This window comes from Paraburkholderia agricolaris (genome assembly GCF_009455635.1).
Classification (GTDB): Bacteria; Pseudomonadota; Gammaproteobacteria; order Burkholderiales; family Burkholderiaceae; genus Paraburkholderia; species Paraburkholderia agricolaris.
The window spans coordinates 4513320-4528617 of record NZ_QPER01000001.1; the positions used below are offsets into that span (position 1 = coordinate 4513320).

Here is a 15298-nt window from a genome sequence, read left to right on the forward strand (position 1 = left end):
GCTTCTCCTCGCTCACACCCAAGGATCCGCCCATGACAGGCTTCGATCGCCAGACGATCTCCGACACCACCGCCAAGATGCTGCTGGAAGTGCAAGCAGTGCACTTCAACGCGGAGAAACCGTACATTTTCACGTCCGGCTGGGCGAGCCCGGTTTATATTGACTGCCGCAAGCTGATCTCGTATCCGCGCGTGCGTCGTGGCCTGATGGAAATGGCCGAAACCACCATCCTGCGCGACGTCGGCTATGAACAGATCGACGCAGTGGCCGGCGGCGAAACCGCCGGCATCCCGTTCGCGGCATGGCTCTCCGACCGCCTGATGGTGCCGATGCAGTACGTGCGCAAGAAGCCGAAGGGTTTCGGCCGTAACGCGCAGATCGAAGGTCTGCTGACCGAAGGGCAACGTGTACTGCTGGTCGAAGATCTGACCACGGACAGCCGCAGCAAGATCAACTTCATCAATGCGCTGCGCACTGCCGGCGCAACAGTGAACCACTGCTTCGTCCTGTTCCACTACAACATCTTCAAGGAAAGCGTGTCGGTGCTGAAAGACATCGACGTCGATCTGCACGCGCTTGCCACGTGGTGGGACGTGTTGCGCGTCGCCAAGGCAAATAACTACTTCGATACCAGGACGCTCGACGAAGTGGAAAAATTCCTGCACGCACCGGCCGAATGGTCGGCGGCACACGGCGGCGCCAACGCAACGCCGCAGTAAGCGCAGCCGCTTAATGCGAACTCAATGAAAAAAGCCGCCTGTCGATGAGACAGGCGGCTTTTTTCATTGAGTTCGCATGGAGTTCGTCTAGCTGGACGAATGGTCGCGGCTAGGACGCACTACCGGTATCGTCGGCCGAGTATGAAGACAGATTCAACAGGCCGTTGCTCTGCGCGTACTGGAACAACTCCGAATCGCGATCGATCCCGAGTTTGCGCATCGCCGTATTCTTCTGTGTGCTGATCGTCTTGATGCTGCGATTGAGATGCTCCGCGATCTCCTTGATCGTCATGCCGGAGACAAACAGGCGCACCACTTCGAGTTCGCGCCGCGACAGCATCACGTCTTCGTTCTTGCCGCCGGCATTCATGCGCAACGTGTCGAGCGATGCCTTGACGGACGGACTCATGTATTCGAGGTTGCGGCTAACGTGCTGCACCGCGAGCCCAATGTGGCTCAGATCGTCCGATTTGTTGACGACCGAGGTCACCCCGAGTTCGCTCAGCCGCTTGAGCAGCGCGGCGTTCTCCAGCATCGTCAGCACGACAATGGGAAGGTCCGGGAAATTGCGGCGCAGATAGCCGATCAACGGCAGACCGTCGCCATACTGGCCGCCAGGCATGGCTAGATCCGTGACGAGCACGTCGCACGGAATGGTCTGCAGCACCTTGATCAACTCGGTTGACTGTCGCGCGCGCGCGACGACCTGCAGACCTGGAAACTTGAGCAACGCTTGTTCGGCGCCGAACAGAATCACCGGATGGTCGTCAGCGACCACGACCCTGACTGGATCTTGCATTGCCCTCCCCTCGACAGATAAACCACTCTCCAAAACTTCCGACATGCCTTTCTATTCTTGGTACTTGAACTGACCGGGTGCGCGGTCTGTATTCGCGCGGACAATTCCTCCGACTATAGCCGATTTCGCGTCCACCAAACCCGCCGGCGGCAACAATGAGCCCTCGCAAAGCGAATGTTAGACTTGAATCGACCTTGGGGCACAAAATAGGGACAATAATCCTCGCGAGGACAACCGCCTCGCGCCCCTGACAGGAGAACCGGCACATGCGCTCGCGTTGCCTGGTTGTTTCGCTTGCTTCGCTGTTCCGCCGGATGCCGTCCTTCACCTGCGCGATGCTGGGTCTTGCGCTATTCGCGGCGCATGTCCCACACGCAATCGCCGAGGATGCGTTCACGCTGACCAGCACCAGTTTCCATGCGGGCGGCACCGTGGATGCGGCGCAGGTTTTTAATCAGGATGACTGCCAAGGCGGAAATCGCTCGCCACAATTGACGTGGCGCAATGCGCCACCCGGCACACGCAGCTTCGCGGTCACGATCTTCGATCCGGACGCGCCCGGCCGCGGCTGGTGGCACTGGGCCGTGGCAGCGATTCCGGCTACCGTCGGCAGCTTGCCGGAGAACGCCAGCGCATCGGGCTTCCTGAAGAAACTCGGCGCGTTCGAGGCACGCAACGACTTCGATCTTGACGGATACGGCGGCCCTTGCCCGCCGCCCGGCAAACCCCATCGCTACGTCATCACCGTCTATGCGCTGAGCACCGCGGACCTGCGCCTCGCGCAAGGGCGCCCGGCACTCATGTTCGATCATGAGATCGGGACTGCCACGCTCGGCAGCGCGCGGATGGTGGTCAACTACGGACGGTAGCGGCGCCCGTCAAATAGCAGCGCGCCGCTGCCATGCTTACCTCTGCTTTTTCACCTTGCCGGAGAGTGCCATGCCGAAGATCGTCATCGTTTATCACAGCGGCTACGGCCATACGAAGAAAGTCGCGGAGGCCGTGCTGGCCGGCACACTCGAAGCCGGCGCGGACGCAAAGCTCCTGCCGGTCGGCGAGATCGACGACGCTGGCTGGGCAGAACTGGCGGCTGCGGACGCCATCATCTTCGGCGCGCCGACGTACATGGGCGGCCCGTCGGCCGACTTCAAGAAATTCGCCGATGCGAGTTCGAAACCGTGGTTCGGCCAAACCTGGAAGGACAAGATCGCCGCCGGCTTCACCAACTCGGCGACCATGAACGGCGACAAGTTCTCGACGATCCAGTACTTCGTCACGCTGGCGATGCAACACAGCATGATCTGGGTCGGCACCGGCATGATGCCGTCGAACACCAAGGCGGCCACCCGCAACGATCTGAACTATGTGGGCGGCTTTACCGGCCTGCTGGCACAGTCCCCGGCGGATGCGTCGCCGGAAGAGGCGCCGCCCGCGGGCGACCTGGAAACGGCGCGGATGTTCGGCGTGCGCATTGCAGGCGCAACGGCAAGGTGGAAAGCGGGCGCGCACGCGGGCGTTTGATTGCACGGCTCCATAGGCTCACCCCGCGTGGCGGTATCAGTGCCCCGCGCGCGATGCGAGCGCCGCACGCGCCGGGAGCCGCACGCCGCAGCGCTTCGCACGCGTCGTCAATTTGCGTGGAACCCGCCTGCATCGGCATGCATCTGTCGCATAACCCGTCACGCCGATGTCACTTTCAGCGCGCATCGTCGTTTTTTCACCCCGTTTTGCACACCCATCGCTATCAGGTCTTAAAATAGCGTTCCGGCGCGGTGTCGCGCCCCGTTTCCAGCAAGCCAGTGAGATCGAGATGAGCACGAAAGTTTTTGTCGACGGACAGGAAGGCACGACCGGCCTGAAGATTTTCGAATACCTGTCGCAACGCGCCGACGTGGAGATCCTGCGTATCGAAGAAGCGAAGCGCAAGGACCTCGAAGAGCGCCGTCGTCTCATCAATGCATCGGACGTCACGTTCCTGTGTCTGCCGGACGTCGCCTCGCGCGAGTCGGCCTCGCTGGTCGAAAACGATCACACCGTGCTGATCGATGCGAGCACCGCGTTCCGCACGTCGGCCGACTGGGCCTACGGCCTGCCCGAACTGGCTCGCTCGCAACGCGAGCGGCTGCGCACCGCGAAACGGATCGCCGTGCCGGGCTGCCACGCATCGGCCTTCGTGTTGGCCATGCGTCCGCTGGTCGAAGCCGGCGTCGTGGCGCCGGACTTCGCCGCGCACGCATACTCGATCACGGGTTACAGCGGCGGCGGCAAGAAGATGATTGCCGACTACGAAGCCGGCGGCAATGACAAGCTCAAGAGTCCGCGTCCGTACGCACTCGGCCTCACGCACAAGCATCTGCCGGAAATGGCGGCGCACACCGGCCTGAACTCGGCACCGGTGTTCACGCCGATCGTCGGTGACTTCTACAAGGGTCTCGCGGTCACCACCTTCTTCTCGCCCAGCCAGTTGGCCAAGAAGACCACGCCGCAAGATGTGCGCGCGCTGTTCGCCGAGTACTACGCGGGTGAAGCCTTCGTGCACGTCGCACCGTTCGATGCCGAGGCGAATCTCGACGGCGGTTTCTTCGACGTACAAGCGAACAACGACACCAACCGCGTCGACCTGTTCGTGTTCGGCAACGAAGAGCGCCTCGTGACCGTCGCACGCCTCGATAACCTGGGCAAGGGCGCATCGGGCGCGGCCATCCAGTGCATGAACCTCGCCATCGGCGCCGCCGAAGAAGCCGGCTTGAAACGTTGAGCAAGTTCGAGATATAGACGTCTTCCACTGCCAATCCACTGATTGGCCGGTCTTTACAGACCGGCCTTTTTGTTTTAAAAACCTGCCCGCCAAACTCCTCTTTTACCGTTAATCAGTAGTAGCCCGCATTACTTTAAAAAGAAAAATCGGACTGCTCATCAACCGACGGTAATTCATTCTCCAGATTGACCCGGACAGCATAGTTTTCCGCATAGGGAAACTCCGGATTTTTTCTCGAACGGTCGTTCGAAGAAGATAGAGCCATTTTGCTGTAACGCTTGTCTGGAAAGGGCGTGCAGCGAAGCAACGGTACCGCTGTGAAAGCAAAAATTCCCTTTTTGTTTAAAAGGGCGGCGAAGCCCCACGTAGTGTGCGTCCGGCAAAAAATTCCCTGTTTGAATCGGTCTTTTTAGACGGCTCATTCAATTGACAGGCATTAAACGCGCAGCGAAATTAGTTCGCACAATTACATGAAGGGAGACAGCAGCATGTCGTACGCCATTATTCGAGGCTTGGCGATGGCCATCGCTACGACGCCGTTGCTTATTGCTTGCGGCGGCGGCAAAGCCAGCGATCCCGGCACGATCAGTGCCCCGCAATGCTCGGGCTCGAGTTGCGGCGTACAGGGCCCACCGGCCACCGGCGCGGGTGCGGCCGCGCTGTGTCCCGCTACTGCGGACATTGTGAAGACCACCTTTCTCGGTGGCGCCGGGAGCGGCGAAGTGGTGCAGTTGAACATCAACGCGACTGCGATGACGTACACGCTGAAGTGGCTCGAGTCGCCGATTCCGTTGCGCACGGGTCAAGTCACGCCGACGCGCGCGGGCACACAGATCACGGGCGCCGTGATCCACCCGCCGACCGGCGCGCTGCCGACCGCCGAACAAATACGCTGCGCCTTCATTCTCGGCGCAGGTACCGGCACCGCCGCTGGTGACGGTCAGCCCTACACGACACCCGATTTCGTCAACAATCCGAATCCCCCGATGATCCTCGTCGGTCAGGGCGTGGCTGGTGGCGGCATCCCGGGTGCGACGGTGCAGTTCAGCGGCCTGAACCTCGGCCTGCTCGGCTCAAACGTCGGCGCGGTGCCGAATCGGCATTTTGACTTCTATCCGTTTCTTGGTTTCGCCAGCACGACGACCGATATCACCAAGCTGCCAGGCACTTACAACGGCCTGCTTTATCACCTGACACCGTCGGGCAACTACGCAACAGTCGCGACCAACACGGTCGAAACGTTCGACGCCAGCGGCACCTGTACCAGCAGCAACACTGCTAATCCGAATTACTCGCCGAACGCCGGTGGTTGCCTGACCACCGGCAACCCGTTGACGCTGAACAGCAACGGGTATTTCGATAGTCAGCAGGCTCCGCAAATCGTCGCGCAGTTCAAGCTTCCGATTCTCGGTCCCAGCGGCAAGTCGGGAGTCGCTCACATGATTCTCGGTCAGGTCAACGGAGCCACGGTAGCGCTGGTGGTCCGCACCGGTTTTGTCGACACGAGCAATCTGCTGGCGGCAAAGGTCGACGACGAGTCCGGCATCGCAATGCTCGCCGCGGCCACGCCGCTTGCATCCGGTGGTTTCAACGGCGGCTACGTCGGCGCGGACTCGAACTTCAAGTACACCGCAACGTTGATCCAGGGTGCGGTCGGCACCTTCATCAATCCGAGCAACTCGTCGGCGGAAAGCGGCTTTGGTCTCGGCTACGGGCTGCCGAGTCCGGGCCTCGTCGGCGTGCAGGACACCAACGGCAAGACCGGCTTTGCGATTGCGTCCGGCGGTCTCTACGCCATCGCTATCCAGGGCGCTGAGAACGGCGGCCTCACGCCGACCTCGGCGAACTCAGATACGCCAAACGCCCCCTACTTCGGCATCGGCGCGCAGATCAGCAAGTAAGGACTGAAGGACCGGCAGTTCGCAGTACGAGACATAAATAGAGCAAAAGGTGGCCGGACAGGGAGCCTGCCACTCACAACGAGAAAATTCTGGAGGCGGTATGAAATGGAGAATCCTTTCGGTGCTCGCTCTTGCAGCACCGTTACTGGGGGCGTGCGGTGGTGGTGGCGGCAATGGCGACGGACCGGTGACGGAAGTTCGTCTGTGTCCTGCGTCGCTCGACTACGGCACGGTGTTCACGGGCGGCGGCGGTGACGGCGAACTGGTCAAGCTGCAGATGGACACGACCAAGATGACGTGGCAAATCAGTTACATCGAATCGCCGATCCCGGCGACTACCGGCACCGTCGCACCGACGCGCGCCGGCCAGACCGCAAGCGGCACGCTGACCCAGGAAACCCTGCTGCCGACCACCAAGCTCAATCAGTGCGCGTTCCGCCTGAACGGCGCGAGCCTCGACCCGAATCGTCCGGCGCGGATTTTTGTCGGCGAAGGCGTGGCCGGCGGCACGATTCCGGGGGCGGAAATTTCCTTCGCCGGGATTCTCGGCGTGGGCGCGGTGCCCGATACCACGTTCCCGTACTACCCGTTCATCGGCTTCTCGTCGATTGAAACGAACATCGCGAACGTGGCCGGCACCTACAACCAGCTCGGCTATCACCAGGTCCCGTCGCAAAACTTCGCGCCGGTCGCGGTCAATACGAAGATCACAATCAATGCGGACGGTACGTGGACCGAGTGCGACAACTCCGGGGTCAACGCGGGCACGTGTCAGCAACCGGGTACGAACTTCGTGCAGTCGTCCGACGGCAGCGGTGCCTTCGAAACCGACAACTTCCTCGGCCAGGCTAAACCGACGCTCGCCACGACACCCAAGGCTCGCGGCTACATGATCGTCGGCAAGCTGAAAAATCAGCTGGTGCCGATTCTGGTACGGACCGGCGCGGCGAATTCATCGGTGACGACACCGGTGAACGGCTCACTCGGCCCGTATGCGGACGACGAATCCGGCATCTCGATCCTGGCGCCGCAAAGCGCGATTGCGGTGAACTCGCAAAACGGCGAGTACATCGGCGTGGATAGCCAGTTCGACTATCGCACCACCGCGCTCGAAGGCACGGAGGCCACGCTGCTCGATCCGTTCAACGCCTCGCAGGCATCGCTCGCGACCGCGCTGAATCTGGACTTCACGCAAACCGTGCCGGGTGTGGTGACGACGACGCAAGTGGGTGCCTCGACGGGCACCACGCCGACCGGAAAGATGATCTTCACGGGTGGCGTGTTCGGCTACCTCGATCTGACCAACGCGGCCTCGCCGTACTTCACGATCGGCGCCTTCGTCCAGTAATGGACGCAGCACGCGCCGCCGACACGCAACGAGGCGTTCGTGTCCCGGCTGCCGCGCACAGCAATCGCGCGGCAGCCGGTGTCCACCGAATATCCAGCGCACCGGCCACGCAGCCAGGCCGCCGTCGCTCGCCGCGCGCAAAGAACGCAACGCGCGCCTCAGGAGGAACAACATGAAAAAAATCTTTTTCGCGATACTGGCCATCTGCCTGTCCGCCAGCGCGCACGCACAACACGCGGGTGACAACGTCGCCGTGCTCGGCTGGTTCCACGTCATGCCGCAGGATTCGAGCACGCCGCTGACCACCAACGTCGCCCCGACACCGATCAATACGCCCTTGCGTCTGCCGAATTCGTTCACATCCGGCGGCACGGGGTTGTCGACCAATACCGCGAATACCGTCGGCCTCGTATTCAGCCATTACCTTACCGATCACATCGCCGTGACGACGGTGGCGGGTGTGCCGCCGGTCTTCAAGATCTACGGGCACGGCACCATCCAGCCGCCGGGACCGGCGGGCGCGCTCGGTCAGCAGAATCTGGGCGATCCGCAGGCCAACCCGATCGTAAAGAGTGTGCGTCAGTGGAGCCCGGCGCTGCTGTTCCAGTATTACTTCAATGAGCCGACGGCCCATTTCAGGCCGTTCGTGGGTATTGGTGTGTCGTATAACTGGTTCTCGGACGTTCAACTGAGCCCGAACTTCGTGAGCGCGACGCAGAACAATCTCGGCTCGGTGCTGGCAGCAGGTGCGGGCAAGCCGGGGCAAACGCAGGTGTCGGCGAAGGCGTCGTCGTCCTGGCAGCCGGTGTTCAATGCGGGTCTCGCGTACAACATCACCGACCATTGGGGCCTCGTGGCATCGGTCACGTACATTCCGCTGAAGACCACCTCGTCGGTCATCATCAAGGCGGCGGACGGCACGGAACTGGGCGTCTCAAAGGCGGAACTGAAAGCCGACCCGATCATTTCGTTCCTGGCGGTCTCGTATAAGTTCTAAGTTCGGCGCGCAGACACGACAAAGCCGGCGGCTTCGCACAGGGGCCAGCCGGCTTCGTCTTTTCTGGAAAACCACGGGAAATTCGGGGCAAAAAAAAGCCCGCCTAAGTGGGCGGGCTGAATCCATATCAGAGGAGACATGGAGGAGACAAAACGAACTATAGCAAATGATTTGGTGCGTCGCAACATGCAAATTAGGGTTGACCCTCGGCGTTGCGTAAGTACAACAAGTTTTCCGGTGCGAGGCAAGCGGCGTTGAGCGCCATGCATCAGGCCGCCATTCGCCCATAACTTGCCTAGTGCCGCACAAGCGCCATCATCGCGCCGAAGCCGACGAACACACCACCCGTCAGACGATTGAACGTCCTGGCGACGCTGCGGCTCTTCAACGTGGCGCCAATTCGCGTGCCGAAACCGGCGTACACCAGATACCAGCTCACCTCGATGACCGCCACGGTCGCGACGAGCACGCCGAACTGCGGCAGCTTGGGCTGCGCGGCGTCGATGAATTGCGGCAGCAGGGCGGCGGCGAACAGGATGGCTTTGGGGTTACTGCCGGCCACCAGGAAGCCATTGCGAAACAGCGCGAAGCGCGAACGCACGGGCCTCGCGGACAGTTCCTCGACCGCGCCGGCAGCGCCTTCGTCAACCGGCGCACGCCACGCCTTGATGCCCAGATAGACGAGGTACGCCGCACCGATCATCCGCAGTGCGTTGAACATGGTCGGCCACGCCGTGAGAAACACGCCAAGACCCGCCGCCGACACCGCCAGCATCAACACCAGCGCCGACAGGCAGCCGGCCATGGTCGCGCTGGAACGGCGCAGGCCGTGCCTGGCGCCGTGCGTCATGACCAGCAGCATGTTCGGGCCGGGAATCGCGCAAACAACGAAAACAGTCGCGACGAAAAGCCACCAGGTATGCAGACTCATTGAGCTCAATCCGGAAAAAGATCAGGGCGCCATTATGCCCGTGCACATCCTGACGCACCGCGCCCGCTCAGCGCCCTGCCCGCCGTGCCGCAACCTGTCCCAGCACCGCGAAGTCTTTCTCGCCATCGCCATGCGCCACGGCTTCGATCAGGCTGTCGCGCACCACGCTCGCGATCGGCAACGGCGTCGTGACCGCTTCGGCGGCCGCCAGCGCAAGACGCAAGTCCTTCAATCCAAGGCGCGCCTTGAACAGCGCCGGCTCGTAGCGCTGCTCCGCGATCATCTTCCCGTAGCCCGAATAGACCGGTCCCGGGAACAGGCCGCTCGTGATGACATCGAGAAAATCCTGCATCGCAAGGCCGTGGCCCGTCACGAGCGTAGCGGCCTCGCCGAGCGTTTCAACCGCCGCGCCCAACATGAAGTTGGCCGCGAGTTTCATCACGTTTGCCTGCTGCGGCAGCGAACCGATGCGCCAGGTTTTTTGGCCGATGGCGTCGAAAATCGGTTGAACGCGATCGATCGACTCAGCGGGACCGCCGGCCACGATCGTCAGCTTGCCTGCCGCTGCGACGTCGGGCCGCCCCAGCACCGGTGCAGCGACATAATGGACGCCGCGCGAGGCGTGCGCCGTCGCCAGTTCCTCGGCCAGCGCCACCGAGATCGTCGCCATGTTCACGTGGATCAAACCGCGCGGCGCGTGTTCCAGCAGCGACGCGGTGACGACTTCGCGCAGCGCGGTATCGTCGGCCAGCATCGAGAACACTGCGTCACCAGCAAACGCTTCAGCCGGCGTCGCGACGATCTGCGCACCTGCGTCGGCGAGCGGCCGCGTGCGTTCCGGCGAGCGGTTCCACGCGCGCACCTGGTGCCCGGCTTTCAAAATGTTTGCAACCATCGCGGCGCCCATCTCGCCGAGACCGATAAAACCGATGTCCATCTGTCGCTCCGTCTTCTAAAGAACTGGCAGTAAAGCACACCCATGCGACACGTGCAGGACAGCGCGCAAATGAACACGGTGCGATACTGACGCGATGGTCACCGCGACATTCCGCTTCTATGAGGAGCTGAACGATTTTCTCGCCCGGCCCCTGCGCCGGCGCGCGTTCAGTTGCGCCTGCGCGCACGGCGCCACCACGAAACATATGATCGAAGTGCTCGGGGTGCCGCACACCGAGGTCGAACTGATTCTGGTGAACGGTGAGTCGGTTGGTTTCAATCATCCGCTATCCGACGGCGATCGCATCTCCGTTTATCCGAAGTTTGAATCGCTGGACATCCAGCCGCTATTGCGTGTGCGCGAGCATCCGCTGCGCGTGGTGCGCTTCATTGCCGATGCACATCTTGGCGGTCTCGCTCCGTTGCTGCGGCTAGCCGGCTTCGATACGCTCTATGACAACCACTATCCCGACGCCGATATCGAAGCGCTCGCTGCTGCCCAGCAACGCATCGTTCTCACACGCGACCGCGAGCTATTGAAACGCCGCGCCATCACGCATGGCTGCTACGTCCGCACGCTGCGGCCGCGTGAGCAATTACGCGAAGTGTTTGAAAGGCTGGATCTGGCCGGCAGCGCGCAACCGTTCCGTTTGTGTCTGATGTGCAATGCGCCGCTGCGGCGTATCGCCAAAGATGAGGTCGGCGACCGCGCGCCGGACGGCGTGCTGGAACGGCACAACCAGTTCGTCACCTGCGACGTGTGCCGGCGGGTGTTCTGGGAAGGCACGCACTGGCAACGCATGCGTGCTCTGATGGACAGCGTGGCGGGCGCACCCGAACGGCCCGCCTGAACAACGCGCAACGCCTCAAATTCCTCGCCGTCCGAGCGGCGCTCGAGCGCCGCTTACCCGCGCAATCGCCGCCGTTAGCTTCACGCGCGGCGCGATGCGTACAATGCGGGATTACTTATCTGGCAGAGGCCTTCCGTATGGCGATGAAAAAAACCGACCTTGAAAAGAACAAGGCACTCAAGCTGAACAACGCAATGAAACTGTCGACCGCCGACCGCTTCGGCAAAGCCGCTGCCGCCGAGCCGAAGCTGGATCGCCGTGAACAGCGCAAGCTCGACCAGGCCCAGGGGCTCGTCGCGTTCGCCTGCAAGCTGAATGGCGACCTCGTCACGGAGCTGAAAGAGCGCGCCGCCACCCATCCGGAAGGCATGACCGGACTGCTCAACGAGGTTATCAAGCGCGGCCTCGCGGACTGAACTCCGGCCAATACCCGCCGTTCAAGACAAAAAGGCCAGAGCAGAAGCTCTGGCCTTTTTGCTGGCGGTATTCAACCGGCGCCGCGCTGCACCCGCCGGCTAGCGGCAGGCACAGGCAAACCGGCAGGGTTCGCCCGACAAAACCAAGCGAAAAGCTTAGTTTGCCGTGCCCTTGTCGTTCGTGCCAGCTGCCGAAGCTGCCGACGAAACCGGAGCGCGCTTACCGTGCGTCTTCAGCTTCTTGATGTGGTGCTTCTTCGGCGTGCTAGCTGCAGCAGCCGGCGCTGCTGCGTCCGATGCCTGTGCGAAAGCTTGAACGGAGACCAGCGCGATCGATGCGGCTGCGAGCGAGACGATGAATTTTTTCATGTGTTGTTCCCCAAACCTGGACGACTGAGTCAAATTGAATGAAATAGCTGAACGGTGAAGCAGACGGCACTCGAGGCGCCTTCCCGCTCCCCGCGGGAGAGTATTACGCAGTGTATGCGGTTTGTCATGCGCAAAACTCGATATGTATTTTCCGGGAGACAGCTTGCTTTCGATATGCTTTCACTTATTAAGCAGGCCATATCAGGGAGATTACCTAGTGCTGCATTCAGATCAGGTTTCTGAGCAGACTCGCGGTTTCCTGAAGGGTCGGCAGCACCCGATGCAACGCGGCGTTCGCTGACTCCTGGCCGATCGGCATACTCACGCTAATCGCCGCCACAACCGAGCCATGCCGGTCCCGCAACGGTACCGCGACGCCGCGCATACCCAGTTCCAGTTGCTGATCGGTGACGACATAACCATCGCGGCGAATTTCGCTCAGCACTTCGCGCAAGCGTTCGACGGTCGAATACGTATGCGGCGTGAATACCTTGATCGGATAGGACGCCAGCCACTGCTCGATGCTTTCCGGCGCCTGGAAGGCCAGCAGGACCAAACCCGCGGACGACAGCGGCGCGCTCGCCCGCGAACCCAGCACGAATCCGACCGCCATCGCCCGGTTCACGCCGTTGCGCGCGACGTAGACCACGTCGTGTTCGTCGAGAATCGCGACCAGCGCCGTCTCCTGCAAGGTTGCGGTGATGCGCTGGAGAAATGGTTGCACGGTGCGCGGCAAGCGCGCCGAATCCAGATACGACTGACCGAGTCGCAATACCCGTGGCGCGAGCCAGAACAGCTTGCCGTCGGTGTCTACATAGCCGAGTTCGCGCAGCGTCAGCAGATAGCGGCGTGCGGCCGTGCGCGAGAGCCCGGCGCGCGTGGCCACCATGGTCGGCGTCATACGCGCGTGCTCTTCGTCGAATGCTTCGATGATCGCCAGCGCCTTGGCGGCGCCGGCGATCCAGTCTTTCTCGTCCATTGTGCCTGCCTGAAAATCCGTCGCCCGGATGAGTCGATGGTGTCCTGAGTCACCCGGGCGTTGCGCGAATCTCGCGCGAGTCGCTCACTGTATAGCCGGTTAAAGACCTGGTGAGGGTCTATTTGAAATCCCAGCGCATCTGCTCGGCAATCCCCACCCCGCGCGAGGTCCCCACACATTCGCTCACGTAGTCCGTGAACGGCAGCGGCTCGAAGCCGATCTCGTCGCGCAGGCGGCGGTTGTCGAACGTGTAGTCCAGCTCCGCGAAACCGGCGTACAAACGCAGCGCATGTTCGAGCAGACGGCCGCTGCCGCAACGGTCACGGCCCACTACTTCGCGCGCGATCTTGCCGAAGTCGCCCACGCGGCACATCGAATAGCGGCGCCCGGAGACGCCGGTGGCTTCGTCCATGGCGCTGATGATCTGACCGATGGTCGGCGCCTCCGAACCCGCCGACACGTGATACGTATCGAACGCCAGCGACGGCTTCATCGCCAGCAGCGCGAGAGCACGCGCGCAATCGTCGGCGGACACCACGTCGATGCGGTTCATTGCCCGCGCCGTGAAGCGCCGCGCGGTGTGCACCACGCGAAACACCCAGAAGATACTGGCCGAAGGAAGTGTGCCGAGCACCGTATGACCGACTACGATCGAAGGCCGCACCACGACCAGCGGCAGATTCGGATACGTGCTGCGCAGCAAGCGTTCGACTTCGCGTTTGCTTTGCGTGTACGGCACGAGGTGGCGGGTTTCACCATAGCCGAACGGAGATTCCTGCACATTCGCGCCACATTGCGTGCCGCAAGCCATCGCCGTGCTCACGTGTAGAAAACGCCGCAACTTTCTGCTGCCGACAAAACGCGACACGAAACGCAAAGTATCGTGCACATTTGTATCGAGTACTTGAGGATGTGTCGAAAACGACGCAAGCGCCGCGCAATTGATCACGTGCGATGCTCTGGCGAGCCGCGCCAGATCGATTTCCGAAAACTCACTGCCAAGCTCGCCTACCATCACGTTGGCTTCCGTGATTCGTTGGGCACGAGCGTGCGGCAGCCCGCAACGCACGGCCGAAGCGCGCAGCCGCGCGAGCGCGTCGGCCACACTGGCGCCGCGCACCAGACACACCATGCGTTCGACCAGCCCGGCGTGAACCAGGGTCACCAGCAGATTGCCGCCGATAAAACCAGTCGCACCGGTCAGCAGCATGCTGTCGACGCCAATCGCCTGCGCGCGCGCCGACGAAATCATGCTGTCCTGCCACGCGTTGGACAGAGGGGTTTGCCATGCAAACATCGCGAGCTCCTTGCAAGGAAGTCAGATCGTCGAGAGAGTTGATCCGCACAACCGACCAACAGCCGCGTCAACACGCGTATCAATAGCGATACGTCAGCGCTGTGATCGCGAAGTAGTTGTTCTTCGACTGCACAATCGGGCTGTTCGCCGACGCACCGAGCAGGCGCGTCACGCCGCCTTCGGTATGCACCGACCAACGCGGCGAAAAACTGTAGGTCCAGGCCGCCGACACCTTCGCGCTGTCGAACCCGCCCTTCACTGCATAGGGCTGAAAGCGGCTCGTGGTCGCCTGCGCATCGGTCACGCCGAAAAAGGTCTGCGTATAGCGGCCGCTACCGGCATGCACGCTGCCCGTGATGCTGATTTCGTTGTCGACGGTTTGCAGCACCGGCACCGTCAGATCGATGTGCCCGCTCGTCCCGCGGCTCGTGTGCGTCACCGGTTGATCCAGCGTGATGCTGACGGTCGACGGACCAAACAGATGCGCGCCGACCTGTACGGACACCATCACCGAGCCCGGAATCTTGCCCATGCCCTTCAGGTAGTCGGAGCCCGGCAAATCGGCACGATTGCTGTCGGTGCGGCCGAAGTCATAGCTGAGCGCCGCGGATGCAAACAGCCCGTTGGCGAAGGTGTGCTTGTAACCGAAACCGTCCGTCGGGCTCAAAAAGATGCCGTTGCTGAACTCCGCGGCGATCACCGGTGCGACAAACGGGCGGTAGTCGCGGCTACCCTGATAGCGCGGCGCCACACCGCCGGCCAGCGAAAACATATAAAAATTCTCGGCGTAAGCCATCGACGAGCAGGTTAGGCCAAGCAGCGGAATACACAGATAAGAGAGGCGTTTGCGCACGATCAGGACTTTTTATTTGGGACGGAAGCCGCAGTCTAGGGACGCCGCCGCGCCACGTCTGTCCTGAAGTTGGGAGAATGTGTGCGCAATTGTGTTCAAGTGTTCGCGAATGTTCGCGACGTATCCCCTCGCGGCACGCGCGGA

16 protein-coding genes are annotated in these 15298 nt (G+C 61.9%); 9 read left to right on the forward strand and 7 right to left on the reverse strand.

What is annotated here, in order from left to right:
* Positions 1–32 precede the first annotated feature (32 nt).
* Positions 33–719 (forward strand): orotate phosphoribosyltransferase, encoded by a 687-nt coding sequence (locus tag GH665_RS19925; RefSeq protein WP_153137699.1) that lies wholly within the window; start codon positions 33–35, stop codon positions 717–719.
* 109 nt (positions 720–828) lie between these two features.
* On the opposite strand, the gene GH665_RS19930 is transcribed toward GH665_RS19925, so the two are convergent.
* Positions 829–1518 (reverse strand): response regulator, encoded by a 690-nt coding sequence (locus tag GH665_RS19930; RefSeq protein WP_153137701.1) that lies wholly within the window; start codon positions 1516–1518, stop codon positions 829–831.
* A gap of 266 nt (positions 1519–1784) precedes the next feature.
* Here GH665_RS19930 and GH665_RS19935 point away from each other — a divergent pair, with 266 nt between their 5' ends.
* From GH665_RS19935 to GH665_RS19960, 6 genes are all read left to right on the forward strand, one after another.
* Positions 1785–2387, forward strand: coding sequence for a YbhB/YbcL family Raf kinase inhibitor-like protein (locus tag GH665_RS19935; RefSeq protein WP_153137703.1), 603 nt, complete (start codon positions 1785–1787; stop codon positions 2385–2387).
* A gap of 70 nt (positions 2388–2457) precedes the next feature.
* Positions 2458–3039, forward strand: a complete 582-nt coding sequence (locus GH665_RS19940; RefSeq protein WP_153137705.1) for a flavodoxin family protein — start codon at positions 2458–2460, stop codon at positions 3037–3039.
* A gap of 289 nt (positions 3040–3328) precedes the next feature.
* Complete coding sequence (gene argC / locus GH665_RS19945; RefSeq protein ID WP_153137707.1) at positions 3329–4276, forward strand: N-acetyl-gamma-glutamyl-phosphate reductase; 948 nt, start codon at positions 3329–3331, stop codon at positions 4274–4276.
* A 488-nt stretch (positions 4277–4764) separates the two neighbouring features.
* The gene (locus tag GH665_RS19950; protein ID WP_153137710.1) at positions 4765–6177 is read left to right on the forward strand and encodes a DUF2957 domain-containing protein; all 1413 of its coding nucleotides are present in this window, start codon (positions 4765–4767) and stop codon (positions 6175–6177) included.
* A 100-nt stretch (positions 6178–6277) separates the two neighbouring features.
* Positions 6278–7525, forward strand: a complete 1248-nt coding sequence (locus GH665_RS19955) for a DUF2957 domain-containing protein (RefSeq protein WP_153137712.1) — start codon at positions 6278–6280, stop codon at positions 7523–7525.
* Positions 7526–7697: 172 nt separating this feature from the next.
* Positions 7698–8522, forward strand: coding sequence for an OmpW/AlkL family protein (locus GH665_RS19960; RefSeq protein ID WP_153137714.1), 825 nt, complete (start codon positions 7698–7700; stop codon positions 8520–8522).
* A 295-nt stretch (positions 8523–8817) separates the two neighbouring features.
* On the opposite strand, the gene GH665_RS19965 is transcribed toward GH665_RS19960, so the two are convergent.
* Positions 8818–9453: a LysE family translocator gene (locus GH665_RS19965; RefSeq protein WP_153137716.1), complete on the reverse strand. Its 636-nt coding sequence runs from the start codon at positions 9451–9453 to the stop codon at positions 8818–8820.
* Positions 9454–9520: 67 nt separating this feature from the next.
* The gene (locus GH665_RS19970; protein ID WP_153137718.1) at positions 9521–10390 is read right to left on the reverse strand and encodes an NAD(P)-dependent oxidoreductase; all 870 of its coding nucleotides are present in this window, start codon (positions 10388–10390) and stop codon (positions 9521–9523) included.
* A 94-nt stretch (positions 10391–10484) separates the two neighbouring features.
* On the opposite strand from GH665_RS19970, the gene GH665_RS19975 reads away from it, so the two are divergent.
* Positions 10485–11240 (forward strand): Mut7-C RNAse domain-containing protein, encoded by a 756-nt coding sequence (locus tag GH665_RS19975; RefSeq protein WP_153137720.1) that lies wholly within the window; start codon positions 10485–10487, stop codon positions 11238–11240.
* A 137-nt stretch (positions 11241–11377) separates the two neighbouring features.
* Positions 11378–11656, forward strand: coding sequence for a hypothetical protein (locus GH665_RS19980; RefSeq protein ID WP_153137722.1), 279 nt, complete (start codon positions 11378–11380; stop codon positions 11654–11656).
* Between the two features lie 156 nt (positions 11657–11812).
* Here GH665_RS19980 and GH665_RS19985 read toward each other — a convergent pair whose 3' ends face one another.
* The 4 genes from GH665_RS19985 to GH665_RS20000 all read right to left on the reverse strand — a co-directional run bounded on the left by GH665_RS19985 (position 11813) and on the right by GH665_RS20000 (position 15127).
* The gene (locus tag GH665_RS19985) at positions 11813–12025 is read right to left on the reverse strand and encodes a hypothetical protein (RefSeq protein ID WP_153137724.1); all 213 of its coding nucleotides are present in this window, start codon (positions 12023–12025) and stop codon (positions 11813–11815) included.
* Between the two features lie 226 nt (positions 12026–12251).
* Positions 12252–13004, reverse strand: a complete 753-nt coding sequence (locus GH665_RS19990; protein ID WP_153137725.1) for an IclR family transcriptional regulator domain-containing protein — start codon at positions 13002–13004, stop codon at positions 12252–12254.
* A gap of 118 nt (positions 13005–13122) precedes the next feature.
* Positions 13123–14301 carry an SDR family oxidoreductase gene (locus GH665_RS19995; RefSeq protein ID WP_153137728.1) on the reverse strand — a complete coding sequence of 393 codons (1179 nt, stop codon included), beginning with the start codon at positions 14299–14301 and terminating at the stop codon, positions 13123–13125.
* 79 nt (positions 14302–14380) lie between these two features.
* The gene (locus tag GH665_RS20000) at positions 14381–15127 is read right to left on the reverse strand and encodes a MipA/OmpV family protein (protein WP_167530988.1); all 747 of its coding nucleotides are present in this window, start codon (positions 15125–15127) and stop codon (positions 14381–14383) included.
* Positions 15128–15298: the final 171 nt, after the last annotated feature.

Coding starts and splice junctions, on each gene's coding strand:
- GH665_RS19925 (WP_153137699.1), top strand. CDS start 33: ATGACAGGCTTCGATCGCCAGACGATCTCCGACACCACCGCCAAGATG.
- GH665_RS19930 (WP_153137701.1), bottom strand. CDS start 1,518: ATGCAAGATCCAGTCAGGGTCGTGGTCGCTGACGACCATCCGGTGATT.
- GH665_RS19935 (WP_153137703.1), top strand. CDS start 1,785: ATGCGCTCGCGTTGCCTGGTTGTTTCGCTTGCTTCGCTGTTCCGCCGG.
- GH665_RS19940 (WP_153137705.1), top strand. CDS start 2,458: ATGCCGAAGATCGTCATCGTTTATCACAGCGGCTACGGCCATACGAAG.
- argC (WP_153137707.1), top strand. CDS start 3,329: ATGAGCACGAAAGTTTTTGTCGACGGACAGGAAGGCACGACCGGCCTG.
- GH665_RS19950 (WP_153137710.1), top strand. CDS start 4,765: ATGTCGTACGCCATTATTCGAGGCTTGGCGATGGCCATCGCTACGACG.
- GH665_RS19955 (WP_153137712.1), top strand. CDS start 6,278: ATGAAATGGAGAATCCTTTCGGTGCTCGCTCTTGCAGCACCGTTACTG.
- GH665_RS19960 (WP_153137714.1), top strand. CDS start 7,698: ATGAAAAAAATCTTTTTCGCGATACTGGCCATCTGCCTGTCCGCCAGC.
- GH665_RS19965 (WP_153137716.1), bottom strand. CDS start 9,453: ATGAGTCTGCATACCTGGTGGCTTTTCGTCGCGACTGTTTTCGTTGTT.
- GH665_RS19970 (WP_153137718.1), bottom strand. CDS start 10,390: ATGGACATCGGTTTTATCGGTCTCGGCGAGATGGGCGCCGCGATGGTT.
- GH665_RS19975 (WP_153137720.1), top strand. CDS start 10,485: ATGGTCACCGCGACATTCCGCTTCTATGAGGAGCTGAACGATTTTCTC.
- GH665_RS19980 (WP_153137722.1), top strand. CDS start 11,378: ATGGCGATGAAAAAAACCGACCTTGAAAAGAACAAGGCACTCAAGCTG.
- GH665_RS19985 (WP_153137724.1), bottom strand. CDS start 12,025: ATGAAAAAATTCATCGTCTCGCTCGCAGCCGCATCGATCGCGCTGGTC.
- GH665_RS19990 (WP_153137725.1), bottom strand. CDS start 13,004: ATGGACGAGAAAGACTGGATCGCCGGCGCCGCCAAGGCGCTGGCGATC.
- GH665_RS19995 (WP_153137728.1), bottom strand. CDS start 14,301: ATGTTTGCATGGCAAACCCCTCTGTCCAACGCGTGGCAGGACAGCATG.